24 protein-coding genes are annotated in these 23177 nt (G+C 62.9%); 10 read left to right on the top strand and 14 right to left on the bottom strand.

Annotation, left to right across the window (positions count from 1 at the left end):
• Together BM297_RS14740 and BM297_RS14735 are read right to left on the bottom strand one after the other, a co-directional pair.
• Positions 1 to 531 carry a GTP-binding protein gene (locus tag BM297_RS14740; RefSeq protein WP_217648270.1) on the bottom strand — a complete coding sequence of 177 codons (531 nt, stop codon included), beginning with the start codon at positions 529 to 531 and terminating at the stop codon, positions 1 to 3.
• Positions 531 to 1430: a hypothetical protein gene (locus BM297_RS14735; RefSeq protein WP_092432829.1), complete on the bottom strand. Its 900-nt coding sequence runs from the start codon at positions 1428 to 1430 to the stop codon at positions 531 to 533. Before BM297_RS14735 ends, BM297_RS14740 begins: the two co-directional genes overlap by 1 nt.
• 227 nt (positions 1431 to 1657) lie before the next feature.
• On the opposite strand from BM297_RS14735, the gene BM297_RS14730 reads away from it, so the two are divergent.
• Positions 1658 to 1891, top strand: a complete 234-nt coding sequence (locus tag BM297_RS14730; RefSeq protein ID WP_092432827.1) for a hypothetical protein — start codon at positions 1658 to 1660, stop codon at positions 1889 to 1891.
• Positions 1892 to 2053: 162 nt separating this feature from the next.
• On the opposite strand, the gene BM297_RS14725 is transcribed toward BM297_RS14730, so the two are convergent.
• From BM297_RS14725 to BM297_RS14710, 4 genes are all read right to left on the bottom strand, one after another.
• Complete coding sequence (locus tag BM297_RS14725; protein ID WP_092432826.1) at positions 2054 to 3199, bottom strand: serine hydrolase domain-containing protein; 1146 nt, start codon at positions 3197 to 3199, stop codon at positions 2054 to 2056.
• Between the two features lie 125 nt (positions 3200 to 3324).
• Positions 3325 to 5469 (bottom strand): ATP-dependent DNA helicase DinG, encoded by a 2145-nt coding sequence (dinG, locus tag BM297_RS14720; RefSeq protein WP_092432825.1) that lies wholly within the window; start codon positions 5467 to 5469, stop codon positions 3325 to 3327.
• A gap of 102 nt (positions 5470 to 5571) precedes the next feature.
• Complete coding sequence (locus BM297_RS14715; RefSeq protein WP_092432822.1) at positions 5572 to 5934, bottom strand: DUF1145 domain-containing protein; 363 nt, start codon at positions 5932 to 5934, stop codon at positions 5572 to 5574.
• A 129-nt stretch (positions 5935 to 6063) separates the two neighbouring features.
• Positions 6064 to 6795 (bottom strand): PA1041 family peptidoglycan-binding anchor lipoprotein, encoded by a 732-nt coding sequence (locus tag BM297_RS14710; RefSeq protein WP_092432819.1) that lies wholly within the window; start codon positions 6793 to 6795, stop codon positions 6064 to 6066.
• Between the two features lie 138 nt (positions 6796 to 6933).
• Between BM297_RS14710 and BM297_RS14705 the strand changes: the two genes are divergently transcribed.
• Positions 6934 to 7416, top strand: a complete 483-nt coding sequence (locus tag BM297_RS14705; RefSeq protein ID WP_092432818.1) for a YchJ family protein — start codon at positions 6934 to 6936, stop codon at positions 7414 to 7416.
• 14 nt (positions 7417 to 7430) lie between these two features.
• The gene (locus tag BM297_RS14700; protein ID WP_092432817.1) at positions 7431 to 9056 is read left to right on the top strand and encodes a recombinase family protein; all 1626 of its coding nucleotides are present in this window, start codon (positions 7431 to 7433) and stop codon (positions 9054 to 9056) included.
• A 175-nt stretch (positions 9057 to 9231) separates the two neighbouring features.
• Here BM297_RS14700 and BM297_RS21615 read toward each other — a convergent pair whose 3' ends face one another.
• The 8 genes from BM297_RS21615 to BM297_RS14685 form a co-directional block, all read right to left on the bottom strand.
• On the bottom strand, positions 9232 to 9681 hold the full coding sequence (locus tag BM297_RS21615; protein ID WP_139231067.1) for a hypothetical protein: 450 nt from the start codon (positions 9679 to 9681) through the stop codon (positions 9232 to 9234).
• A 45-nt stretch (positions 9682 to 9726) separates the two neighbouring features.
• A complete protein-coding gene (locus BM297_RS14695) occupies positions 9727 to 10428 on the bottom strand; it encodes a recombinase family protein (RefSeq protein ID WP_092432815.1) in 702 nt (233 codons plus the stop codon).
• A gap of 299 nt (positions 10429 to 10727) precedes the next feature.
• Entirely contained in the window at positions 10728 to 11999 is a 1272-nt protein-coding gene (locus tag BM297_RS21610; RefSeq protein WP_139231066.1) for a hypothetical protein, read from the bottom strand.
• 422 nt (positions 12000 to 12421) lie between these two features.
• Positions 12422 to 12889 carry a hypothetical protein gene (locus tag BM297_RS21605; protein WP_139231065.1) on the bottom strand — a complete coding sequence of 156 codons (468 nt, stop codon included), beginning with the start codon at positions 12887 to 12889 and terminating at the stop codon, positions 12422 to 12424.
• An 18-nt stretch (positions 12890 to 12907) separates the two neighbouring features.
• Positions 12908 to 13111 carry a hypothetical protein gene (locus tag BM297_RS21600; RefSeq protein ID WP_139231064.1) on the bottom strand — a complete coding sequence of 68 codons (204 nt, stop codon included), beginning with the start codon at positions 13109 to 13111 and terminating at the stop codon, positions 12908 to 12910.
• Positions 13098 to 13304: a hypothetical protein gene (locus BM297_RS21595; RefSeq protein ID WP_139231063.1), complete on the bottom strand. Its 207-nt coding sequence runs from the start codon at positions 13302 to 13304 to the stop codon at positions 13098 to 13100. Before BM297_RS21595 ends, BM297_RS21600 begins: the two co-directional genes overlap by 14 nt.
• Entirely contained in the window at positions 13288 to 13527 is a 240-nt protein-coding gene (locus BM297_RS14690; RefSeq protein WP_092432814.1) for a DUF2116 family Zn-ribbon domain-containing protein, read from the bottom strand. Before BM297_RS14690 ends, BM297_RS21595 begins: the two co-directional genes overlap by 17 nt.
• Before the next feature lie 1605 nt (positions 13528 to 15132).
• Positions 15133 to 15714 carry a hypothetical protein gene (locus tag BM297_RS14685; protein WP_092432812.1) on the bottom strand — a complete coding sequence of 194 codons (582 nt, stop codon included), beginning with the start codon at positions 15712 to 15714 and terminating at the stop codon, positions 15133 to 15135.
• A 128-nt stretch (positions 15715 to 15842) separates the two neighbouring features.
• Here BM297_RS14685 and BM297_RS14680 point away from each other — a divergent pair, with 128 nt between their 5' ends.
• The 7 genes from BM297_RS14680 to BM297_RS14650 all read left to right on the top strand — a co-directional run bounded on the left by BM297_RS14680 (position 15843) and on the right by BM297_RS14650 (position 23115).
• Positions 15843 to 16340 carry an LEA/WHy family protein gene (locus BM297_RS14680; protein WP_092432809.1) on the top strand — a complete coding sequence of 166 codons (498 nt, stop codon included), beginning with the start codon at positions 15843 to 15845 and terminating at the stop codon, positions 16338 to 16340.
• A 3-nt stretch (positions 16341 to 16343) separates the two neighbouring features.
• Complete coding sequence (locus BM297_RS14675) at positions 16344 to 16538, top strand: SEC-C metal-binding domain-containing protein (protein ID WP_092432805.1); 195 nt, start codon at positions 16344 to 16346, stop codon at positions 16536 to 16538.
• Positions 16539 to 16545: 7 nt separating this feature from the next.
• Entirely contained in the window at positions 16546 to 17013 is a 468-nt protein-coding gene (locus BM297_RS14670) for a DUF2489 domain-containing protein (RefSeq protein WP_092432801.1), read from the top strand.
• A 219-nt stretch (positions 17014 to 17232) separates the two neighbouring features.
• A complete protein-coding gene (locus BM297_RS14665) occupies positions 17233 to 19773 on the top strand; it encodes a penicillin acylase family protein (RefSeq protein WP_092432796.1) in 2541 nt (846 codons plus the stop codon).
• A gap of 115 nt (positions 19774 to 19888) precedes the next feature.
• Positions 19889 to 21025 (top strand): VIT1/CCC1 transporter family protein, encoded by a 1137-nt coding sequence (locus BM297_RS14660; protein ID WP_092432795.1) that lies wholly within the window; start codon positions 19889 to 19891, stop codon positions 21023 to 21025.
• Positions 21026 to 21158: 133 nt separating this feature from the next.
• The gene (locus BM297_RS14655) at positions 21159 to 21704 is read left to right on the top strand and encodes a DUF4124 domain-containing protein (protein WP_092432794.1); all 546 of its coding nucleotides are present in this window, start codon (positions 21159 to 21161) and stop codon (positions 21702 to 21704) included.
• Between the two features lie 85 nt (positions 21705 to 21789).
• A complete protein-coding gene (locus BM297_RS14650; protein ID WP_175526660.1) occupies positions 21790 to 23115 on the top strand; it encodes an erythromycin esterase family protein in 1326 nt (441 codons plus the stop codon).
• Positions 23116 to 23177: the final 62 nt, after the last annotated feature.

Here is a 23177-nt window from a genome sequence, read left to right as displayed (position 1 = left end):
TCAGGTCCACGCATTCATTTCGGCATTGGCAATCAGGGTTTCGATGAGCAACAGCACATCGGTCTTGCGCCGCACATCGGCGGCGAACACCGGCAGCGCCATCTGGCGCGCGCCCAGGGCTTCGCGGTACGGCTGCAGGGCATGGCCTGGCGCAGCACCGGCACGGCCGACCGCCACCACCAGCGCGCCGCGCTCGCTGAGTTCAGGGAAGGCATCGAGGTAGTCGAGCAGGTCCTGTCGCGCCTGCGGCCGCTCGTGGTTGAGCAGCAGCACCGCGCCCAGCGCCCCCTCGGCGAGGATCGACCACATGAAGTCGAAACGCTCCTGGCCGGGAATGCCGTAGAGGACCACCATGTCGTCCTCCAGCTGGATCTCGCCATAGTCCATGGCCACCGTGGTGGTCGGCTTGTCGCACTGGGCGGTGTCGGTGTTGAGCACATCGGTGGCGATCGGCGCCACATCGCTGACCGCCGCGATGGCGGTGGTCTTGCCGGCCCCCATGGGACCGATGAACAGGATCTTGGCCGGCACTAGCGGCTCCCTCCAAAGCTGATTCCCAGGCGCTCGCGCAGACGCTGAAGCAGACCACCGCTGGGCGCTGCAGGGCTGCTCGACTGCGGCGCGGGTGTCTTGTCGTAGTCCATGGTCACCCCGACCTGGCAGAGTTCGCAGGCCAGCAGGAAGCCCCTGACCGCGGCCTCGTCCATCCCGGCCAGCCGGCAGCCGCTGGCGATACTGGCCGGCTTGCGGGTATAGAGCGCGGCCAGCCGCAGCAGCGCCGGCGAAACCGCCCACTCGCCGAAGTGCGGCCAGGCCGAGAGGCGGAACAGCAGGCTGTCCGGGTTCCAGCTGCGCCCGCAGCGCGCACCGCTGCGCAGGGCCAGCGCCCAGATCACGCTGCGCAGCGAGGCCTGGAACGTCAGCTCGACGCCATCGTCCGGCGGCAGATCGAGATGCAGTGCGGCCAGCAGATCGAGTTGCGGGCGCAGAAGCAGATCGAGCAGCTCGTCGAGGCTGCCAACCGCCGCCGCGAGACGATCCTGGCGCGGCTGGAGGACAACGCGCCGCCCGTCGAGCGCCAGCCAGCCATCCGGCTTCAACGCGGCCAGCTGCTCGGCGGCGCAGGCTTGCGCGCTGCGGCCGACCTCGAGGCGCTTTTCCACCTCGAGCAGCAGCTCGAGCAGCGCAAACATGCGCAGCGGCCACTCCAGGAACAGATCACCGGCCCGGCTCGGCGGGGTGCCCGCATGCGCCAACAGCGTCGCACCGGCGCCCGCCACCAGCGCGGGATTGCGCACGATCAGCAGATCGGCCTCCTGCGCTTCGCCCACGTACAAGCAAGGCGCGGCAGTACGGCCCGCAAGGATCTTCAGCTGCTGTGCCAGCAGCCCCTGCTCGTGTTCGTTCAGACCGATTGAGGCGATTCGCATATCGACGGCTGCCCAGGAGTGATCAAGCCAGTATGTGAACCAATACTACCCTGACGGCACAAATAATTGTACAAGAATTAGAAAACCAAACTTCTTGTACAAGTTTTTGCGCGTACCTTGACCTCCTGACGATCACCAATCTGTATCCGCTGACAGCCGGGTATACTGCGCAACCTGAAAACCGGCACCACGCCGCATCCCTACGCACCACACCATCCGGACCTGCCATGACGTCGAAACCCAACGCCCCCGAAGCGACCTCCCCCAGCCAGGACGAGCAGACCGCCGCGGACAGCCCGCAGGCTGCCACTCCCGCCTTCCGCTTCCCCTTCTCGCCGGACGCCTACGCGCCGAAGAAAGGCGACGAACAGCCGTGGCACCAGCGCGGCAACAAGTCCAACCACGACAAACGCCCGGGCATGGCCCCGAAGGGCACCCGGCGCTCGATGGGCAAGCGCTGAGGGCAGCGGCACGACCTGGCTGGCAACGAGGGACGCTTGAACTGCAGCCGCGCTCGCCTGGCGTGGTGCGGCTCGTGCCCGCCGGTGCCGGGAACGCACCAGGCCTCATGCCTCGCTTGAAGCATCAATTCGCCCAGTAAAGTCATTACCGGGCAAATCCCCCTACAAACACTCCCCCACCACCCGCGCCAGCCTCTGCACGCGCGGGTCCATCAGCACGTACGGGCCGAGGGTGTTGGTGACGAAGCCGAAGGCCAGCTCGCGCTCGGGGTCGGCGAAGCCGATGGAGCCGCCGGCGCCGGGGTGGCCGAAGGCGTGGCGACCGAGGCCGTAGGTGGCGTTGGCCATGTCCGGCTGCTCGAGCATCAGGCCGAGGCCCAGGCGGGTGCGGGTCAGCAGGGTGAGGTCGTCGCCCAGGCTGTGCTCGCGGGTCATTTCCGTCAGCAGATCGCTGTCGAGCAGGCGGCCGTCGAGCAGGCCGGCATAGAAGCCGGCCAGGCTGCGCGCGTTGCCGTGGCCGTTGGCCGCCGGCTGCTGCATGCGCCGCCATTCCGGCTTGTTGGTGCTGGTCATGATCGACGGCGGGTTGGTGAAGGCGCGGGTGGTCATCGCCTGCGGCTCGCGCAGCATGGCGTTGAGCACGCGCTGGGCGGCGGCGTCGCCGTGGTTGCCCTTGCCGCGCGAGATGTGCGCCACGCGGTGGAACTCGCTGTCGGCCAGGCCGATGTGGAAGTCGAGGCCCAGCGGCCGGGCGGTGCGCTCGACGATCACCTCGCCGGGACTGCGTACGGTGGCGCGGCGGATCAGTTCGCCGATCAGCCAGCCGTAGGTGATCGGTGCGTAGCCGTGGGCTTCGCCGGGCGTCCACCAGGGCTGCTCGGCGGCCAGCGCAGCGGTCATGGCGTCCCAGTCGTAGAGCGCTTCGGGCGGCAGCGGCTGGCGGATCGCCGGCAGGCCGGCGCGGTGGCTGAGCAGCTGACGTAGGGTGATGTGCTGCTTGCCGGCAGCGCCGAATTCGGGCCACAGCCGGGTCACCGGCGCGTCCAGCTCCAGCTTGCCCTCGCCCACCAGCTGCAGGGCGCAAACGGCGGTGAAGGCCTTGGTGCAGGAATACAGGTTGAGAATGGTGTCGGTATGCCAGGGCTCGGCGCCGTCCTTGTCGGCCACGCCGGCCCACAGGTCGACCACGGTTTCGCCGCCGATCTGCACGCATAACGCGGCGCCGCGCTCCTGCGGGTCGTTGAACAGTTCGGCGAAGGCCTCCTTCACTGCCTCGAACTGCAGGTCGAAATAGCCGTGGATGTGCATGGGAACTCCTGTCGGTGATGACGGCACGAGGCGTCCCCGCGCGGCTGCCGCGCGAGGGCCTCTGATAATCTGTAGAGCTTCGCCCCGAGGGCGGGCCTCCCACAAGTGTGGGAGTGCCCGGTGCGTCAGTCGATCTGCCGGCGAAACGGCGGCAGGGCGTTGAGGATGGCCTTGCCGTAGCGCTGGGTGACCACCCGGCGATCGAGCAGGGTCACCGTGCCGGTGTCCTGCTCGGTGCGCAGCAGGCGACCGCAGGCCTGGATCAGGCGCAGGGAGGCGTCCGGCACGGCGATTTCCATGAACGGGTTGCCGCCGCGCGCCTCGATCCACTCGGACAGCGCCGCCTCCACCGGATCGTCCGGCACGGCGAAGGGGATCTTGGCGATCAGCACGTGCTCGCAGTAGGCGCCGGGCAGGTCGACGCCCTCGGCGAAGCTGGCCAGGCCGAACAGCACGCTGGTCTCGCCGTCGTCGACCCGCGCCTTGTGCTTGTTGAGGGTCTCCTGCTTGGACAGGTTGCCCTGGATCAGCACACGCTTGCGCCAGTCGCGCTCGAGGCCGTCGAACACGTCCTGCATCTGCTTGCGCGAGGAGAACAGCACCAGGCTGCCGCGCGCGCCTTCGACCATGCCCGGCAGTTCGCGGATGATCGCCGCGGTGTGCGCGGCGGCGTCGCGCGGGTCGGCCTTGAGATCGGGCACACGCAGCAGGCCGGCCTCGGCGTAGCGGAACGGGCTGGGCACCACGGCGGTGACGGCGCCCTTGGGCAGGCCGGCGCGCATGCGGAAGCGGTCGAAGGTACCCAGCGCGGTGAGCGTGGCCGAGGTCACCAGGGCGCCGTAGGCGACGTTCCACAGGTTGCGGCGCAGGGTCTCGGCAGCGAGGATCGGGCTGGCGTTGACCTCGATGTCGTGATAGCTGCCGCTCTCGGCCAGGGTCATCCAGCGCGCCATCGGCGGGCTGTCTTCCGGGTCCTCGGCGGTGAACGCGGTCCACAGCTCCCAGTTGCTCTGCGCCCGCGCCAGCAGGCTGCCGAACAGCGGATACCACTCCTCGGCCTGGTAACTGCTGACCCCGGCGCTGCCCTCGCCGTCCATGGCTTCCTTGAGGATGTCGCTGAGGCGGGTGAACACCTCGGTCAGGCGGTTGAAGCCCTTCTTCAGCTCGATGCCCATCTCGCCCAGGTGTACGGGCACCACGCCGCCGACGAAGCGGTGGCGCGGGCGGTCGCGGCCTTCCATGTCCTCGCCGGGACGGAAGTCGCCGATTTCCTCGCAGGCGCTGTAGACGAACTGCTGCTGGGTGCGGATCTCGCGGGCCAGCTCCGGCACGCCCTCGATCAGTCGACCGAATTCGCCGGGCAGCGGATTCTGCGCCAGCAGGCGGGTGAGGTTCTTGGCGGTCTGCTCCAGCCACTCGGCGGTGGAGCGCAGGCGGGTGAAGTGGGCGAAGTGGCCGATGGCCTTGTCCGGCAGGTGGTGGCCCTCGTCGAACACGTAGAGGGTCTCGCTCGGCGCCGGCAGGATGGCGCCGCCGCCGAGGGCCAGGTCGGCGAGCACCAGGTCGTGGTTGGTGACGATCACGTCGACCTTGGTCATGCCCTCGCGCGCCTTGTAGAAGGCGCACTGCTGGAAGTTCGGGCAATGGCGGCCGGTGCACTGGGTGTGGTCGGTGGTCAGCCGCGACCACTGCACGTCCTCGATGGCCTCGGGCCAGGCGTCGCGGTCGCCGTCCCAGCGGTTGCCGGCCAGGCGCTCGATCATCTGGGTGAACAGCTTGTGGCTGTCCTCGTCGATCTCGAGGCGAAAGCCGTCCTCGGCGAACAGCTGGGCGGTGGCGCCCTGGGCCTCGCCCTCCTGCAGCAGCATGTCCAGCTTGGACAGGCACAGGTAGCGGCCACGCCCCTTGGCCAGGGCGAAGCTGAAGTTGAGGCCGCTGTTGCGCGCCAGATCGGGCAGATCCTTGAAGACGATCTGCTCCTGCAGGGCGACGGTGGCGGTGGCGATCACCAGGCGCTTGCCGGCGGCCTTGGCCGCGGGAATCGCCGCCAGGGCGTAGGCCACCGTCTTGCCGGTACCGGTGCCGGCCTCGACCGCCACCACGGCCGGCTCGCCGCTGCGCTTGCCTTCGTCGTCGGTGGCGATGGCGCCGAGGCCCTTGGCCACTTCGGCGATCATCAGACGCTGGCCGTAGCGCGGCTTGAGGCTCTTGGCCTCGAGAAAGCGGGTGTAGGCGCCCTGGATCTGGGACTTGAGTTCGTTGCTGAGCATGGCGGGCGCGCTGGATAAACGTTCAGTGATCGGGACGGGCGGCCATGATAGCGCGCCGGCCCCGGCGCTGCAGAACGGATCGCCCGAAAGGTCGACGCCGGCTCAGGCGGCGTCGCACTCGGCAACCGGCGTACGCGCAGCGGCGAGCGGTATCTCGGCAACGGTGGCGTCCGGCTCGCGGGTCGCCTGCAGCAACTCCTCGCCCACCGCCTCGGCCGACGGCAGGGCGTCCAGGTAGAAGGCGCCGAACAGCAACAGCAGTAGGCGGTCGCGGGTCGGGCGGGGGCTGGCCACGAGCCGGCCATGGCACAGGCCGAGCTGCAACACATGCAGCAGCAGCACGCCGGCACCGGCCAGATTGAGCAGCAACGCGAAGGGTGCGGCGAAAGGCGCGATCAGGTTGCCCAGCACCGCCAGCCAGAACGGCACGGCCAGCAGCCGGCCCAGGGTCGTCAGCAATTTCATCGAGGTACCCGCGAGGAATCAGCGCGCACCTTAACGGCAAGCGCCCGCCGCTGCCAAGCACAGGCCGATGTACTGAAGCAGCGAGGGGCCGAATGGCCCCTCGCCGTCATGCCTTGATGGGAGCTGTCATCAGCGATCAACGTGGATTTCCACCCGGCGGTTCTGCGCCCGCCCGGCGTCGGTGCCGTTGTCCTCCAGCGGCTTGCTCTCGCCGAAGCCGTGCGAGCTCAGCTTCTGCGCCGCTACGCCCTGGCTGATCAGATAATCCACCACGCTGGCCGCGCGGCGCTCCGAGAGGCTCTGGTTGTAGGCATCGCTGCCGACGCTGTCGGTATGTCCGTCCACCCTGATGGCGAGCACATCGGCGCCGCGAAGTTTCTCCACCACGCTGTCCAGGGTGGCTTCGGCGGCCGGGGTCAGCTTGGCGGAGTCGAAGGCGAACAGCACGTCGCCCAGATCGCTGAGGACGATGACTTCATCCTGCGGCGGAGCGGCCGCCGGTGCCGGTGCGGCCTCGGGATACTGCGGCAGCGGACAGCCGTTGTGGCGTACCTCGGTGCCCTTCGGGGTATCCGGGCAGCGGTCGCGGCGATCATGCACGCCATCCTCATCCTGGTCGCCATCCTGGGCATAGCAGAGCAGGCCGCCGATGACCGCGCCGGCCGCCGCGCCACCGCCGGCCCAGGCCGAGCTTTCGATGGCGCCCAGACCACCGCCGGCCAGACCGCCGATCAGGCTGCACCAAGGCCAGTTCTTCTGGTTGAGCGGAGCATCGCCGGTACTGCTGGTGGAGGCGCAACCCGTGAGCACCCCACTGACCAGGACAAGGGGTAGCGCCGCTTTCGCGAATATATTTCCCATGCTGCAGTTCTCCTTGGCATCGGTCCTTAATTGCCGATGCTAGAAGTAAAGACGGAGCGTCACGGATGTGCCAGCTGGCGCAGCCTGTCGCGTTGCGGCTAGGCTAGCGCCTCTTTTTTGACTGTAGCGACAACCCAGATGACCCTCTCTCCCTGCCCTTGCGGCAGCTCCCTGCCCCTGGCCGACTGCTGCGGGCGCTACCATGCCGGCGCCCTGCCGGAGAGCGCCGAGGCGCTGATGCGCTCGCGCTACAGCGCCTACGTGCTCGGCCTGATCGACTACCTGGTGGCCACCACCCTGCCGGCCCAGCAGGCGGCGCTGGAACGCGAGGCCATGGCCGCCTGGAGTGCGCACAGCCGCTGGCTGGGCCTCACGGTGGAAGAACACCGTCCGCTCGGTGGCACACCGGAGCGTGCCCAGGTGACCTTCACCGCGCGCTGGCTGGATACGGCCGGCGAGCAGGCCCATCGCGAGCGTTCGGATTTCGTGCGGGTGGATGGCCGCTGGTACTTCGTCGACCCGACCGTGACGCTCAAGGCCGGGCGCAACGACCCCTGCCCGTGCGGCAGCGGGCAGAAGTTCAAGAAATGCTGTCACAATACACTCCTGACGAACAGGTAACGGGGGTGTAAGCGGTGAAGGCGTATTCGTACATTCGGTTCAGCTCTGCCAAGCAGGCGGGCGGTGATTCCTACCGGCGACAGGTGGAGCTTGCACAGACGTATTGCGAGCAGAACGGGCTTGAGCTGGCCGACAGCAACGAATACCTGTTCTTCGATGCCGGGCGTAGCGCGTACAAGGGCCAACACCTTGATGACACTGGAGAGTTAGCGCGATTCCTGAGTTACGTTGAGGACGGGAGCATCCCCAGCGGCAGTACATTGCTCGTTGAGTCGCTGGACAGGTTGTCGAGAGATCACGTGCATGCAGCCCTCCGACAATTTCTGGATCTGCTGGCCAAGGGCATCACCGTCGTTACGCTGAACGACAAGCGGGAGTACAGGCCGGGGGATGACTCTGGTTCGCTGATGCTGTCCATTGCGTACATGGCTCGTGCACATGAGGAGAGTGCCACCAAGGGTAAACGTGTCTCGGCAGCGTGGCGTAACAAGCAGACTCAGGCACGTGCAGGGAAGCCGATTGGCAAGCTGTGCCCACACTGGCTGGTGCTGGAGGGAGATGTTTACAACATCATTTCAGAGCGAGCTGATGTTGTACGACAAGTGTTTGAACTGAGCACTACCGGATATGGCAGCAGGGCGATAGCTGCAACACTTAACCAACAGGGAATACTTACCTTCACCGCACAGCGGGTGAACAGTACCGGACTGTGGGCAGCGTCAACCATTCGGCACATGTTGGAATCCAGAGCCGTGCTCGGAGAGTATCAGCCACACCAGTTTGTTGATGGTAAGCGTGTGCCCCAAGGCGATCCAATCACCAACTACTTTCCGGCTGTCGTGAGTGAGGAAACTTGGTGGCTTGCACAAGCTGCCAGATCTTCCAGAAATGGTGGGGAAGGCGTAGCACCAGTAACCAAGACTTCGAAAGATTTCAACGTGTGGGCTGGCGTGCTCTTCTGCCGTTGTGGGGGTGCCATGCATATCATGGGGCAACACGGCAAACGCTACTACCGTTGCACTAACCAAACTAAGGGAACCTGCGCTAGTGGTCGTGTTGGTAATGGTCGTGCTGAGGCTATCTTCAAGGAAATTCTGAGTAAAGTTGATTCGCTGTCACTTGTACAGGGGAACGCCAACAGCCTGACAAAGCAGCTCTCCATACTTGACGGCAGGCTCGTTGAGCTGAAGGCGAAGTATTCGATTACGAACGAGCTGCACGAAGAGTTTCCCAGCAGGGCTAGTGCTAGGCGTCTAGCCGAGATGGAAGCCGAAATGGAGCAGCTGGAGAACGAGCAGAATAAGCTTATTGCAACACGTGCCGCTGATGTTGTGGTGAGCAAGGAAGACTTCTTCCGTAAACTTGATCTAGTGAGCTACGGGGGACGTAGTGCAGCCAACAACCTTCTGAAGCGTCTGCACATCAAGGTTATGGTGGAGAAGCGCGGCAGGAGTGATGAACGCTACCAGATTGTTGATGCAACAGGACGACTGCACGTAACGCTGTTCTACGTTGAGCATGTTGGTGCTGATGTTGCCGTGGACACTACGAATGCACAGTTTGCTGATGTAATGGTGATGCAGGGCGAAATGAACGAGGAGGACGCCGAGAGGCTGCAATACGCACCAGAAGAATTCTGAATTACTAGTAACCCTGCCCCGCCGCCAGAAATAACGCCCCTTCGTTGGGGCTTTTGTTATTCCTGCGAAAAATATATCTGTCGCTCTCTCCGAGCCGTTAAGCAGGGCCGGCAGGGGCACATGCAGATGCCGATATTCAGCCAAATATCTGGGCCGTTGCAGTGTTCGCCATATTTCACTCCAGCTCAGATAAAGCTTCACAACTTTCCTTCTTGTATGCATCGAGCGCACGTTTAATTTTGGATTTGTACTTGCGGCTATCAAGACCATTAGATCTAGCAGTAACTTCAGCGTAAGGCAGGTCTCCGAACTGCCTTGTTACTTCTGCATTTGCTTGTCCAGCAAGCCACCCCGTCCAGTAAGCCGCATCGACCTCTAGAGGCCAATCACCTTCATCCCTCGACTTCGTAGAGGAGTCGCCAAGGTTGGCTTTAAATGCCAAATCAAATGCTCTTTTTCTGAGAGCAATACGTGAAGATAAATATTTTTCATTTATGCCACCAGCTTCTGACAACTCTGCACACCTGAACATAGCATATGCAGCATCAAGCTTTTTAGTTGTTTCGAGTTCAGCCTGCGCAGTTGTAGCAAAAAGTGCGACTGCTGTCACTATAACAAACTTCATTACCTATACTCCGGTGGATACAGGGACATCTTTCGTGTGAGAAAATCAGGAGAACGTCAGCCCAAGAGATTTCATCACACGACTGGCTTGCATGGGGGACCACTTACCACCACGACTAGTGGTGACGCCCTTGGCATTCAGGCAATCAGCTACCCCTTGCAGGGTATGTGTACCACGAAGAACGCACAGTTCTACAGTATCTCGGATGCTCTCGGCAAACGAAGTGGCCTTTGCTTTAGTGGCATTACCACCCTTCTCCTGATTGGCCTTTGTGCGACCCTTGGCCAGCGACTCAGCACGATTGGCAACCTTACCCTGGGCTACTACGTCCCCAGCTTCTGCACGCTTGGCAAGGCTGTTCAAGGCTTCCTTGGTACGTTGGCTAATGAACTCTCGTTCCTGCTGGGCAAGCATTGCGTACAAGTGCAGTTCCAGGGTTCTGGCTGTTGGCATGGTGGCCACTTTGAAATCAGCACGCTTCATCAGACCGGCGATGTGTTCAACGTCACGGCTGAGGCGGTCCAGCTTCGCCACTACCACAGGAACACCGTGGGTGAATGCTTTGGCAGCTTCAGCACGCTCCAGAGGATGGACAGAGCCGGACACGTTCACATCAGTGTATTCAGCCACCACCACCCAACCATGTTGAGCAGCAGCAGTGGAGACGTACTCCCGTTGAGCTTCCAGACCTAGGCCACTCTCTCCCTGACGCTTTGTGGATACTCGGTAGTAAGCAACAACTTCCATGATGACCCTCTGGGGAATGCCCCTTTAACAACGCTTGGCGCCATTGTACATAGGCTGGAACGAACGTTCAAGCATTGTTATGTGCTTGAGGAGACTCCCTGCGCATGCCGTTTGTCGGCAACTGGGCTTCATCTGGGGTTGGGGGCTTGCATTGGCATGCTGCTGCAAGCTGGGCGGGCTACATCTTGCACATCTGGAACATTTTAAAAAAAGAGTGCTCTAGGATCGGTTTTGCTAAACCAATTGGGCAGAAATGAGGGAGGTTGTATTTAGGCAGGAAGCATGAATCACTCACTTATCTACACATGGGATTCCATGTGCAGATGAGCTGCAGACCAGCCAAGTGACGGCAACGCCTGCGGGCTGTATACCGGCATGCCCCGCATGAAGGCTTCGTATTCTGCGTCAAGTTCCTTGACCCAATCAGCTACATTGCAGGGCTGTAACACGCTACTAGACTGTTCAATCTCGGCAGGAATATCAGTCTCAAGAATCGGGACAACTTTAGTAGCAGTAGATGTGGCGCGGGTTTCAGCGGGATTGCTGGCGCTGTCGGCTTGTGCAAGGAAGGTGTCCAGCACGGTTAGGAACTCTCCAACTGACCCACCATGTAGCAGCTGGAACTGAGCCTCCTGAAGTGGTGCGACTATAGACAAGGCGTCTGCATACTCTTCCTTCGTGCCACCCTTTCGAGGATTGCTCCAATACACATCAATGAATAGTGGGTTAATGTATGGCATCACTGATTCCCAAAGCTCGACCACTCTGCACAGTGATGGGCGAGAGGCTGACAGGCGCTTCAATTCGTGCATGAACACTTCAACAGCCGAATCTGCTTCAGGCAGATATCCACCAGCACTCTTACCGCTAATCTCTGACTTGAGTTTGGTAAGTGATACTGTGGTTGTGTTGGGATCGTGCATAACTTCGAGGGAGGGGACGCGGGGATCAGTGCAGGCTGTTAGCCAATCAATAACAGCTTGACGAGTGGTTGGCTGTAGCTTGAGTTTTACGGCGATTGTTGCAGTGAAGTCTGCACCAAGGTAATCAATGATCTTCTGAATAACCAGCTTGGAACTTGTGTCGCTAGACACTGCCCACTTGGGATTGAGGGTCATGCGGCCAATCTTGTGACCAGAGCTAGCGTTAACAACACTAGCCCCATGCTTGGCGTTTAGATTCCGGTAACTGATGACGAGGTTATCAGCGTGCATTGTGCCGATGAAGAATGGGTGTTGAATCGGGAAGATGTGGCACAAACTGAATTGGTCGTCTTCACCGTAACCATTGGCAGCTAGCGAATATTTGTAAACAGCGTGCAGCTTCACCAGCTCATCAAGCGTATTCGGGATTACTTCAACTGTTCCACTACGCTTGGCGGCACTGGCTAGGAAGAATGTGAATGCAGAAGTTGCGAATCTGTACTTACGTTTCTTATCGAGGGTGGCTGTTCTCGCTCTTGAGAACGCTTTCTTGTGCGCCTCGGAACAGAACTGAGCTTTGGCGCTCTTATATGTGAACTGCTGGTTGCAGTGCTTACAGGCTTTGGTGTTCTGTGGTTGTGTTTGCATGTGATGCTCCATCAAGGTTAGCTGGTGATGTTGTTGGTGTTGATGTGGATGTTGTTGAACGGGGATGTTTCACCCCGTAGGCAAAGCGACAGGCTGCACTGCAGAAGGGCCGCACCTTAGTTGCCATATACACGGCATCGCAGTTCTTGCAGAAGCAAGTTTTCATTTGGATAATCCTCGGTATGGATATAAGGGGCTTGTGCCCCACGTGATGACACAGAACTGGATGGTTCAATCTTGAGGGGCGTTACATTCTGAGAATCGGGACACTTTTAGTTCTACCCCATGGGACGGGGCTTTCAGGTGTTCTTACTTACCGTCTCGCTCAGCTATGCGGCAGTCTGGGCAGCAGAAATCTTGACGACGATAGTGCGTGAAGTGCTGCTTGCAGTGTTTGCACACCAGATTCAATCTAGGGCGACTCATACACCACCAACCTGTGCTGCCAAATCACGCTTCAGCTGCTCAAGGGCTTTGGCATCGAGTGCGGCTTGTTTCAACTCAGCTTGAGCTTTCTTCTCAGCGAGCATTCGCACTGCCTGTTCTTCGATGTATCGGGCTTTCTCAGATTCAAGGTTTGCACGGTATTCAATCTCGGCATTACGCTTGATCTCTTCGATCTCGGCTTGTTGCATTTCAGCGGGCTTAAGCAGATATACTGAACTCCATGCACCAGTGATATTGCATGGGGCATCTTCTGCCAGCTCATAACCGGCCTTGGTTAGCTCCACCACTCGTTTCAATGCGAGCATGGGGTAAGGTTCGGAGATGTTCACCAATGCGCCTTTGGTATTGTGTGTATCTTCCTGGGCGGCATACCAAGATGCGCGGTGAGCGATGAGTTTTTCCAGCTGTTTTGGATCGAAGGTGAAGCTGTTGTTAGTTTGCATAATATTCTCTCGCTATGTTCAAGTGTGGTTGAGTTGTTGTTCAATGCCGGCATGACGTTGGATGATTTCATCCAGATCTTTGTCAGTGGTGCGGGCTATCAGGTTACTGTTCACAAGGTGGCCTGCCATGCAGATATCGATGCAATAGCCTGTTTTCAACAGGTATGCTGCACCGACCATTACCAGACCTTCCGGTGTGTACGTGATTTTATTCTGACTCATCTTGTGGAATCTCCTGTTCGCGTAGTTTGCGACGATACCAATAGGCCCTGTCTTTGCACTTGTCGCTGCAATATCGTTTGGTGATGCGTTCACGAAGCATCGCCTGCTTGCAGCACTGGCAAATGGCAACTTCCGAGAAGTAGCCTTCAGGAATGGGCAGGCAAGCTGCCTGTATTTCAATGGCGGGTTGCATTGTCGAGCTCCTCTCGTGCTGCTGCTGCTTCTAGTGCAAGGCGAGCTTGCAAACGTTTGCGGTAACGACGTTGTGTGCACTTGTGGCTGCAAACTTCTGCATCTGAGCGGATTGCTTCGAAGGGTGTGCCGCATACTACGCAAGTCTTGTGGGTGCTGTACTTGTGGCGGTCTGCGGTGTAGTCGATTGCCGCGTCGATTGCGGCGAAGTCTTTTCGGGACATAGTTATAGCTCCTGTGTATCCTGGATAATTAGTGTGATTGGTGGTGATGTAATGTAGGCAAAAAGAAACCAGCCGGAGCTGGTCTAAATGTTTGTGTTGGAGAACACGAGGAAATCGAGGCTAGTATTGCAGACATGTACTAGCGGACATGCGAACCAGCGTCGGCAAACGCTGCCTGCAGGGCGAGGAGCCCCTATGGAATCGTATGCTCTGGAATTAATGCCAGTTTCGTGGAAATACATACTGGCAGCTGTACGAGAACGACATGGATGGGGCCGCTTCCACTATTTACCTCGCCATCCCCACAGCGAGGGAAGATCGGAAATGAACGAATGACTGATTAAACTTTCACTTCCTCATCTTCAATATAATATTAACATGGAACTGGTATATGTCAATAGCTGTAACCACATATCAGTATATAATTTCAAGTTGTTTATGCATTGACCGACGAACGGTAATTTAGCTATTACACGAACACCGCCACGTTATCCAAACCCTAGTATTGGAGTGAGTACGATATGCACGAACGAGCGTGCGAATTGCTGCGCTTCGCTTGCGAGTTGCACTACCAGCGTTGGCAACAGTTGTGATGAAGTGTCGTCGCTGCAATTGGTTGATGGTCGTTATCAGGCGATCCAGCAGGGCGCATGAGTGTTCTACGTATATGCCCGGTATGGTTGTGGCTATGCACTAGCGAACGCTGCAGGAGCAGCTTCGTTGGGGCCTTCCTGGGCGTCTGTATTGGTATGGCTGGGGGGCTGGAACTGGTGGTATGCACGAACGAACAGACGGACAAATCTGCCAAGTCGCCAGCGGTGGCGAGCTGATGGGGTCGTAAGCCGCACCACGGTTGGTGGCAGTAATTTCGATATCTATAGGGAGGGGCGTTTGCACCAGAATTGTGCGAGGGACGCTCATAACGAAGTTATGGCATTGGGACAGGCGTAGTGCGGAGCACTAGAGGGATATATCAATCTGGTATAACAACACAAATACATATACCAGATAGTTTAAATCTTTCAATGATATAATATCAATAGCATATTGCTATTGAGTAGTTACTACACACCATAAGATCAAGATCAAAGTCAAGATCTTAGATTAGAGTAATTATATTATATATAAGGTGTACTTCTGGAAGATCAGTGGTATCAGGAAGCTCTTAAAGATCAAACCCATCGCTCGCTGCGCTTCGCTCTTGAAGAGCCAGTGCATTATATGAGGGCTTCAGGATCTTGTCAACACTTTTTTCAGTGCGAACAATACCCTCACCCAGCAGGTGACGAGATTTGAAGTATAGCCTGTCGGCCGGCAGGTGCAAGAGCCGCTGCAAGCTCCTGTGCTGCGTTCTGTGCAACGTTCGTGTGTTGGGATAGGAAAGGGTAGCTCCCTACGGTTGGAAACGCTCCTGATGACCTCTCTGGCGCTCTGGGCAATGGCGTGCTGTCGGCACTGGTGGGTGGGGTGGGCGGGAAGGCAACCTGCACCCTCCCCCTCCCTGCCGGCTGAGGCAGCTTCAACGAATTAGTAGTGTACTGTTGCAACACCTCAAGAAGTGCTGCGCGAGCCTGCTCTGAGGCGCAGCTGCGCGGGGTAACCCGTTCAGTCCAGCAGCTGCAGATACGAGGTATCCGGCGGCGGGGCCGCCGGCGGCGCCTTGGCCTGGCCCATGTCGCTGCCCACCGGCGCCACGCTCAACTGACTCAGGTCCAGTGCCGGCGCCACGGGTGCAGGGCGCTGGTCCTGCAGGTCGGCGCCGACCGGCGCCAGGCCGAAGTCCGGCGCGGCGACATCGCGAAACGCCGCCATGTATTCGTCGCGCGGCGCCACCTTGAGGGCGGCGAACGCGCCGGGAGGCGTGGGCGTCGTCACCGGCTCGGCGGGCGCGACGACCGCTGGCGGCGGGACTGCGACTGCCGGAGCCACGGCTACCGGGGCGACCACCTCGACCGGCCCGACCGGACTGACCTCGACTCGCGCGCCGGCGCGCTCGAGGGTCAGGCGATACTTTTCCGCACTTTCGGCATCCAGATTGCTCTTGATGACGATCCGCCGCCCGGAGAACAGCGCGGCGATACGCTGCGGATCGGCCTGGAACAGCCGCGCCAGATTGGCCCTGACCTGCGCCGCATCGGCACCGGGAACCAGCTCACCGGCGAAGGCCACTTCAAGAAGATTGCTCAACCGTCACACTCCTGTCCTTTTTCCTGCGCAGTATGGCGCAGGTTTTTTTCCTGCAACATTCCCGCAACAACAATACGTTGCAGGCTGATATGTGATTGTTACACTCGGGCATCGGATGGAGTCATGGCATGTTTTTTCCGGCACCACTAATAAGAAACCTCGGCCTGCTGCTGCTCCTGTGCGGCGGCGCCAGCCTCGGAGGCTGCGCCACCTGGATGGGCGGTGGCTTCAAGGATCCCGATGTGCAACTGGCCCACGTCGAGGTGGTGCGTGCGCGCCTGCTGGAACAGGAGTTCCTGCTGCGCTTTCGTGTCGACAACCCCAACGACGTGAGCCTGCCGATACGCGGACTCGTTTACACCGTTTTCCTCAACGAGGTGAAGCTGGCAAGCGGCGAATCCGCTACCTGGTTCACCGTTCCGGCCCACGGACATGAGGAATTCGAGGTGCCGGTGCACACCAACCTCTGGCGGCACATGAAATACATCGTCAAACTGTTGGAGAAGCCCGACAAACCGATTCGCTATCGCCTCGAGGGCGAAGTGAAGACCGGGCTGATGTTCGGCCGCCGCGTCCAGCTGGCACGCAGCGGCGAGATTGTTCCCGGCGATTTCATTCCGGAGTGAGTAATGAATCAGCAAGCCCATGTGCATGGCCCCGACTGCAACCACGACCATGACCATCACCACGAACCCCACGTCCACGGCCCGCACTGCAACCACGGCCATCAGGAGCCGGTGCGCAACCCGCTGAAGGAAGTCGGCCGCAACGATCCCTGCCCATGCGGCAGCAACAAGAAGTTCAAGAAGTGCCACGGCGCCTGATCCGATCATGAATGCACTGTCCATCGTGGTACTGCTGGTCGGTCTGCTCGCTGTGCTGGTGCTGGGCGGTTACGCCCTGCACCTGTGGCGGCGGGTCTGGGCCCAGCAACGCGCCTTTGCCGCCGCGGAAAGCGAGCGCCAGCAACGTCTGGGCGCCGACCTGCGCATCCTCGCCAGCAGCCTGCTCGACGAGCAGCTGCCGCTGATCGAGGGCGCCATCCGCATCAAGGTGCTGCTCGACAACTACGACATCGCGCTGAGCAGCCACGAGTACTGCCAGGTGTTCCACACCCTGTTCGACGCCACCTCCGGCATCCCCACCCATGCGGGCTGGAAGGCGCTGACCGCGGTGGAACGGCGCCAGCACGAGAAACACTTCAGCGAGCTCGAGCTGCAGCACAAAGCCGCCGCCCGCAAGGCCGCCCGCTGGCTGCTCGACGAAGGCCTGCAGCAGCCGCTCGCCCACGCCTGCTAGCTTCGACGCCCCACGCCTCCCGCAGAGCACCGGCTGGCGACCCCATGGCGTCCGCCCGCGGGCTGCCCTGCCGGTGACCGACCCGGATCTCCACAATCTCCCGCCCACTGCACGGCTCTTGTCAGGCACCGGCGCGCGCCCTAACGTAGCGACCTTTTCCGGCACGGCCCCCGGCCCTGTGCTGAACTGATCCTGCCTGCCCGCTCCAGGAGCTTCTTCATGTCGCTGCGTTCGTTTCGTCCTCTCGCCCCGCTGGCGGGCGCTGCCGTGCTGACCACGCTGGTCGGCCTGAGCGGCTGCCAGACCTGGCTGGACAACCGCTACCAGGCCAGCCTGCCGCCCAGCTCCGGCGTGCAGCCGCTCAAGGGCCTGGCCGACACGGTGTCGGTGCGGCGCAACGCGCTGGGCATGCCGCTGATCGAGAGCCGCAGCTTCCACGACGCCCTGTTCGCCCTCGGCTACGTGCACGCCAGCGACCGCTTCAGCCAGATGGTCGGCCTGCGCCTGATGGCCCAGGGTCGCCTGGCCGAGATGGCCGGCCCCGGCGTGCTGGAGATCGACCGTTTCATGCGCGCGGTGAACCTGCGCCAGAGCGCCAACATCGTCTACAAGAACGCCTCGCCGCGCCTGCACAAGTTCTTCGAGGTCTACGCCCGTGGCGTCAACGCCTGGCTGTTCCGCCATCGCGACAAGCTGCCGATGGACCTGGCCGCCTCCGGCTACCGCCCGGAGTACTGGAAGCCGGAGGACTCGGCACTGATCTTCTGCCTGCTCAACTTCGGCCTGTCGGTCAACCTGCAGGAGGAGATCGCCGGCCTGGCGCTGGCGCAGCAGGTCGGCGCCGAGCAGCTGGCCTGGCTGCTGCCGACCTACCCGGACGAGCCGCTGGCGCAGGACGAGGCGGACAAGCTCAAGGGCCTCAGGCTCGGCGGGCAGCTCCCCGGTCTCGCCGCGCTGGGTTCCGCCGCCGGCCAGGTAGCGTCGCTGAACATGCTCGGCGTCGCCGCCTCCAACAACTGGGCCATCGCCCCGCAGCGCAGCCGCAGCGGCAAGAGCCTGCTGGCCAACGACACCCACCTGCCGCTGTCGATGCCCTCGCTGTGGAGCTTCGTGCATATCCGCGCGCCGAAATACCAGGCCGCCGGCGTCTCGGTGGCCGGTATCCCGGCGGTGGTCGCCGGCTTCAACGGCAAGCTGGCCTGGGGCATGACCATGGTCATGGGCGACACCCAGGACCTGTTCCTCGAGCAGGTACGCCGCCAGGGCGGCCGTCTCGAATACCTCGCCGACGGCAAGTGGCAGCCGGTGCGCGAGCGCCAGGAAACCTTCTTCGTCAAGGGCCAGCGCCCGCTGCGCGAGACCATCATGGAAACCCGCAACGGCCCGCTGCTCAACAGCGTGCTCGGCGAGCGCAAGGACCCGCGCCAGCCCATCGCCCTGGCCAGCGGCTACGGCATCGCCCTGAAGAGCGGCCTGTTCGAGGCCGACCAGAGCCTGGACGCCTTCTTCGAGCTGTCGCGCGCGCAGTCGGTGGACGAGGCTCACGAGCCGGTGCGCAACATCCGCGCCCTCGGCCTCAACATGGTGTATGCCGACGCCCAGCACATCGCCTGGCAGGTCACCGGCCGCTATCCCAACCGCCAGGGCGGACGCGGTCTGCTGCCCTCGCCCGGCTGGGACAGCCAGTACGGCTGGGACGGCTACGCCGACACCATGCTGCACCCCTACGACCAGGACCCGGCACAGGGCTGGCTGGGCACCGCCAACCAGCGCAGCGTGCCGGGCGGCTACGGCGTGCAGCTGTCCAATTCGTGGTTCTATCCCGAGCGCGCCGAGCGCATCGCCGAACTGGCCGGCGCCAGCCAGCGCCACGACGCGCGCAGCATGATCGCCATGCAGTACGACCAGCAGACGCCGTTCGCCGCCAAGCTCAAGGCGGTGTTCAGCGATCCCGGCATGGCCCAGCCGCTGGCGCAGGCCATCGACGCCCTGCCGGCCAGCGAGCGCGACAAGGCCCGCGAAGCGCTCAAGCGCCTGCTGGCCTTCGACGGCCGGCTGAGCGCGCAATCGGCCGACGCCGCGCTGTACGCGATGTTCCTGCAGGAAAGCACGCGACAGACCTTCCTCGACGAACTGGGCCCGGAAGACAGCGCGGCCTGGCAGGGCCTGGTGGAGATCGCCAAGCTCAGCTACTCGGCGCAGGCCGACCACCTGCTCGGCCGCATCGACAGCCCGTTCTGGGACGACGTGCGCACGCCGCACAAGGAAGACAAGCCGGCGATCCTCGCCCGCAGCCTGGCCAGCGCCGTGGCCCGCCTGGAAGAGCAACTGGGCAGCAACCGCAGCGCCTGGCAGTGGGGCAAGCTGCACAGCTACCAGTGGGACAGCGACGCCACCCGCCTGGCGCCGTACATGAGCGCCGGCCAGCGCACCAGTCTGGCCGCCCTCAAGGACTATCTGGACCGCGGCCCCTATCCGGCCGGTGGCGACCACAGCACCCTCAACGTGTCGGCCTGGCTGTGGGGCAAGGACTTCGATACCTGGCTGGTGCCGGCCATGCGCATGGTCGTCGACTTCGGCCAGGACGAACCGCTGCAGGCGCTCAACAGCTCCGGCCAGTCCGGCAACCCGGCCAGCAAGCACTACGCCGACGGCATCGACGCCTGGCTCAAGGGCCGCTACATGACCTTCCCGTTCCAGGACCGCAACCTCGAGCGCGCCTACGGCAGCCAGCGCCTGCTGCTGACGCCGGGACGCTGACTCCGCCGCTGATCGCGCCCACGCTCCGGCCTGGGCGCGCATCCCAGGGCACGCGGCCTGCCCTCCCCAACCGGGCTAATCTTCAGGGATGTTCCCGCATCGCCGAGGCCGCCCCATGCCCAACGAACGCGAGGCCCACCTCGAACGCTACCGCCGCAACCTGCAGGGCGAGATCGACAGCGCCGCGCTGTACCGCACCCTCGCCCAGTGCGAGAGCCGGCCCGAGCTGGGCGAACTGTACCGCCGCCTGGCCGGCATCGAGGAGCGCCATGCCGACTTCTGGCGCGAGCAGTTCCGCCACATCGACGCGACGCCTCCGGAGTTGGCGCCCAGCTGGCGTACCCGCCTGCTGATCCGCATCGCCCGCCTGCTCGGCCCGGACTGGGTGGTCGGTGCCGCCGCCTCGCTGGAGCAGATCGACCGCGGCCAGTACGACGAGCAGCCGGAAACCTGCGATACCGGCATGCCCGGCCAGGAACGCTCGCACGCCCGCTTGCTCAGCGAGCTGGCCCGCGGCCGGCGCAATACCTGGAACGGCCGCCTGTTCGCCAGCCTGGAAGGTCGCCACAGCGCCGGCGGCGGCAACGCCCTGCGCGCCGCCGTACTCGGCGCCAACGACGGCCTGGTGTCGAACTTCAGCCTGGTGATGGGCGTGGCCGGCGCCGCCTTTTCCGCCCAGGCGCTGCTGCTCACCGGCCTCGCCGGCCTGCTCGCCGGCGCCTGCTCGATGGCGCTGGGCGAATGGCTGTCGGTGCAGAACGCCCGCGAGCTGTACCAGCAGCAGATCGCCACCGAGCGCGACGAACTGGCGATGGTGCCCGACGAGGAGGCCGAGGAGCTGGTGCTGATCTACCGCGCCAAGGGCCTCGAGGAGGGCAAGGCGCGGGCCATGGCCGAGGGCATCATGGCCGACCCGAGCCGCGCGCTGGACACCCTGGTGCGCGAGGAGCTGGGCATCGACCCCGACGACCTCGGCGGCTCGGCCTGGCTGGCGGCCGTCACCTCCTTCGTGGTGTTCTGCCTCGGCGCGCTGATTCCGGTGCTGCCGTTCCTGTTCCTCGACGGCCAGGCCGCGGTGGTCGCCTGCGCGCTGTTCAGCAGCTTCGGCCTGTTCCTGATCGGCGCGCTGGTCACGTTGTTCACCGGCCGCAGCCTGCTCTACTCGGGCCTGCGCCAGGTCGCCTTCGGCCTCGGCGCGGCGGCGGTCACCTATGCACTCGGGCACTGGCTGGGGGTGACGGTGGGCGGGTGACCCTTCGACGTTCTGTGAACCGCTTGGCAATGCCGCGACGGATGCTTATTCTCTGTTCCGCCCGAGCGGGGAAGCACCAAGCAGACCCGCTGCCTGCCGGCGTTGCCGAACTGTGGATAAAGGAACTATCAACATGCCCGCTCTGCGCCTTGCCCTGCTCCTCGCCCTCAGCTGCGCCCTGCCTGCCCAGGCGCAGATCTACAAATGGGTCGACGCCAACGGCCAGCCCCATTTTGGCACCCAGCCGCCCAGCTCCGAGCCCGACCACCAAGCCGTGAAGCTGCACCGGACCAACCAGAGCGACAGCACCCTGCCCCAGCTGCAAAACCAGACCAGCGACAGCGCAGCCCCCACAGACGAAGAGGAGCTGACTCGCCAGGAGGGCAAGATGTGCCGGCAGGCCGTGCAATGGACCCACGAGGAAGACATCCCCAACCTCATCGCCAGCGGCGAGGAGCGTCTCAAGGCCGGGCAGATCGACCGCCAGCAGCACCAGCAGGCCCTGAAGGACCTCGAAGGGGTCAAGACCCACATCACCCTGCCCAAGTGCCTGGTCAGCAAGGGCGAGGATCGCAAGAGGTTCGAATGCCTGGCGAAAGGCCTCGGCCTCGCCGTGTGCAGCGGTGCCGCGGGCGAGGCCATCGATGCCGGCATGCAGAAGGCGCAAAGCAAGCGCTGATCTCGACCCGGCAGCCCTCTCGAATCGCAAAACTGGCTAGGCTTTCCTTGATGCGCCCGCGATCCCCGGCGCATCGGGAGGCCGCATGAAAGAGCATTCCAGCGCACCCGCCGGCGATGAGAGCATCGCCCTGCTGCGCCGTAGCGCCGAACCCCTGCCGGATCTGGCCAGCGCGGAGTTCGCCGCGCTGTTCGACCGCTACGCCGACGCCCGCGTGGTGCTGATCGGCGAGGCCAGCCACGGCACCTCCGAGTTCTACCGAAGCCGCGCGGCGATCACCCGCCGGCTGATCGAAAAACACGGCTTCAACATCGTCGCCGTCGAAGCGGACTGGCCGGACGCGGCGCAGATCGACCAGCAGGTGCGCCGGCAACAGCCGCCGACCTGGCACCAGCACGCCTTCCAGCGCTTCCCCACCTGGATGTGGCGCAACCGCGAGGTCGCCGGGTTCTGCGAGTGGCTGACTGCCTACAATCGCGGCCTGCCCGCCGAGCGCCGCGTCGAATTCCGTGGCCTCGACGTCTACAGCCTCGGCGCCTCGATCGGCGCGGTGCTGGCCTACCTCGACCGCACCGATCCGCCGGCCGCCCAGGCCGCGCGGCAGCGCTACGACTGCCTGGAGCCCTGGCAGGACGCCCCCACCCTGTATGGGCGCAACGTCCTGCACGGCCAGCAGTCCTGCGAGGACGCCGTGGTCGAGCAACTGCGCGCACTGCTCGAACGACGCCTGGAGCGCCTCGGCCGCAACGGCGAAGCCCTCTTCGACGCCACCCAGAACGCCCGCGTGGTGCAGGCCGCCGAGCAGTACTACCGGACCATGTACCACGGCTCGACGGCCTCGTGGAACCTGCGCGACCAGCACATGTTCGACACCCTGGAGCGCCTGCTGGAGCATCGCGGCCCCGGGGCCCGGGCGGTGGTCTGGGCGCACAACTCGCACATCGGCAATGCCGCCGCCACCGCCATGGGCTGGGCCGGCGAGTTCAATATCGGCGAGCTGTGCCGCAGCGCCTGGGGGCGCGAAGCGGTACTGATCGGCATGGGCACCGACCGCGGAGAGGTGGTGGCGGCGAGCAACTGGGACGAGCCGGCGCAGATCAAGCGGGTGCGCCCCTCGCGCAGCGACAGCTGGGAGCAGGTGTTCGTCCAGGTCGGCCTGCCCGCCACCCTCACCGACTGGCGCGGCGACACGCGCGCCGAGCTGCGCGAAGCGCTGTCCGCGACCCTGCTGGAGCGCGCCATCGGGGTGATCTACCGCCCGGAAACCGAGCGCCAGAGCCACTACTTCGAGGCCGTGCTGGCCGAGCAGTTCGACGCCTGGATCTGGCTGGAGGAAACCCACGCCGTCACCGCGCTGGGCCGACAGGAGCCGCATCTCGGCGAGGACGAAACCTGGCCGTTCGGCGAGTGAGGCTCGCGCAGACATGAAAAAGCCGGACGTCGAGGTCCGGCTTTCTTCATTCGCTCAGCGGT

Source organism: Geopseudomonas sagittaria, from assembly GCF_900115715.1.
Classification (GTDB): domain Bacteria; phylum Pseudomonadota; class Gammaproteobacteria; order Pseudomonadales; family Pseudomonadaceae; genus Geopseudomonas; species Geopseudomonas sagittaria.
Note: the sequence above shows the minus strand (reverse complement) of the source record. Positions and strands in the feature narration are given on the sequence as shown.

Excerpts from the sequence above, each read along its gene's own strand:
- BM297_RS14655 (WP_092432794.1), top strand. The coding sequence starts at position 21,159 with ATGCCCGCTCTGCGCCTTGCCCTGCTCCTCGCCCTCAGCTGCGCCCTG.
- BM297_RS14725 (WP_092432826.1), bottom strand. The coding sequence starts at position 3,199 with ATGCACATCCACGGCTATTTCGACCTGCAGTTCGAGGCAGTGAAGGAG.
- BM297_RS21595 (WP_139231063.1), bottom strand. The coding sequence starts at position 13,304 with ATGCAACCCGCCATTGAAATACAGGCAGCTTGCCTGCCCATTCCTGAA.
- BM297_RS21615 (WP_139231067.1), bottom strand. The coding sequence starts at position 9,681 with ATGAAGTTTGTTATAGTGACAGCAGTCGCACTTTTTGCTACAACTGCG.
- dinG (WP_092432825.1), bottom strand. The coding sequence starts at position 5,469 with ATGCTCAGCAACGAACTCAAGTCCCAGATCCAGGGCGCCTACACCCGC.
- BM297_RS21610 (WP_139231066.1), bottom strand. The coding sequence starts at position 11,999 with ATGCAAACACAACCACAGAACACCAAAGCCTGTAAGCACTGCAACCAG.
- BM297_RS14735 (WP_092432829.1), bottom strand. The coding sequence starts at position 1,430 with ATGCGAATCGCCTCAATCGGTCTGAACGAACACGAGCAGGGGCTGCTG.
- BM297_RS21600 (WP_139231064.1), bottom strand. The coding sequence starts at position 13,111 with ATGAGTCAGAATAAAATCACGTACACACCGGAAGGTCTGGTAATGGTC.
- BM297_RS14730 (WP_092432827.1), top strand. The coding sequence starts at position 1,658 with ATGACGTCGAAACCCAACGCCCCCGAAGCGACCTCCCCCAGCCAGGAC.
- BM297_RS14695 (WP_092432815.1), bottom strand. The coding sequence starts at position 10,428 with ATGGAAGTTGTTGCTTACTACCGAGTATCCACAAAGCGTCAGGGAGAG.
- BM297_RS14705 (WP_092432818.1), top strand. The coding sequence starts at position 6,934 with ATGACCCTCTCTCCCTGCCCTTGCGGCAGCTCCCTGCCCCTGGCCGAC.
- BM297_RS14670 (WP_092432801.1), top strand. The coding sequence starts at position 16,546 with ATGAATGCACTGTCCATCGTGGTACTGCTGGTCGGTCTGCTCGCTGTG.
- BM297_RS14710 (WP_092432819.1), bottom strand. The coding sequence starts at position 6,795 with ATGGGAAATATATTCGCGAAAGCGGCGCTACCCCTTGTCCTGGTCAGT.
- BM297_RS14675 (WP_092432805.1), top strand. The coding sequence starts at position 16,344 with ATGAATCAGCAAGCCCATGTGCATGGCCCCGACTGCAACCACGACCAT.
- BM297_RS21605 (WP_139231065.1), bottom strand. The coding sequence starts at position 12,889 with ATGCAAACTAACAACAGCTTCACCTTCGATCCAAAACAGCTGGAAAAA.
- BM297_RS14665 (WP_092432796.1), top strand. The coding sequence starts at position 17,233 with ATGTCGCTGCGTTCGTTTCGTCCTCTCGCCCCGCTGGCGGGCGCTGCC.
- BM297_RS14715 (WP_092432822.1), bottom strand. The coding sequence starts at position 5,934 with ATGAAATTGCTGACGACCCTGGGCCGGCTGCTGGCCGTGCCGTTCTGG.
- BM297_RS14650 (WP_175526660.1), top strand. The coding sequence starts at position 21,790 with ATGAAAGAGCATTCCAGCGCACCCGCCGGCGATGAGAGCATCGCCCTG.
- BM297_RS14660 (WP_092432795.1), top strand. The coding sequence starts at position 19,889 with ATGCCCAACGAACGCGAGGCCCACCTCGAACGCTACCGCCGCAACCTG.
- BM297_RS14680 (WP_092432809.1), top strand. The coding sequence starts at position 15,843 with ATGTTTTTTCCGGCACCACTAATAAGAAACCTCGGCCTGCTGCTGCTC.
- BM297_RS14690 (WP_092432814.1), bottom strand. The coding sequence starts at position 13,527 with ATGTCCCGAAAAGACTTCGCCGCAATCGACGCGGCAATCGACTACACC.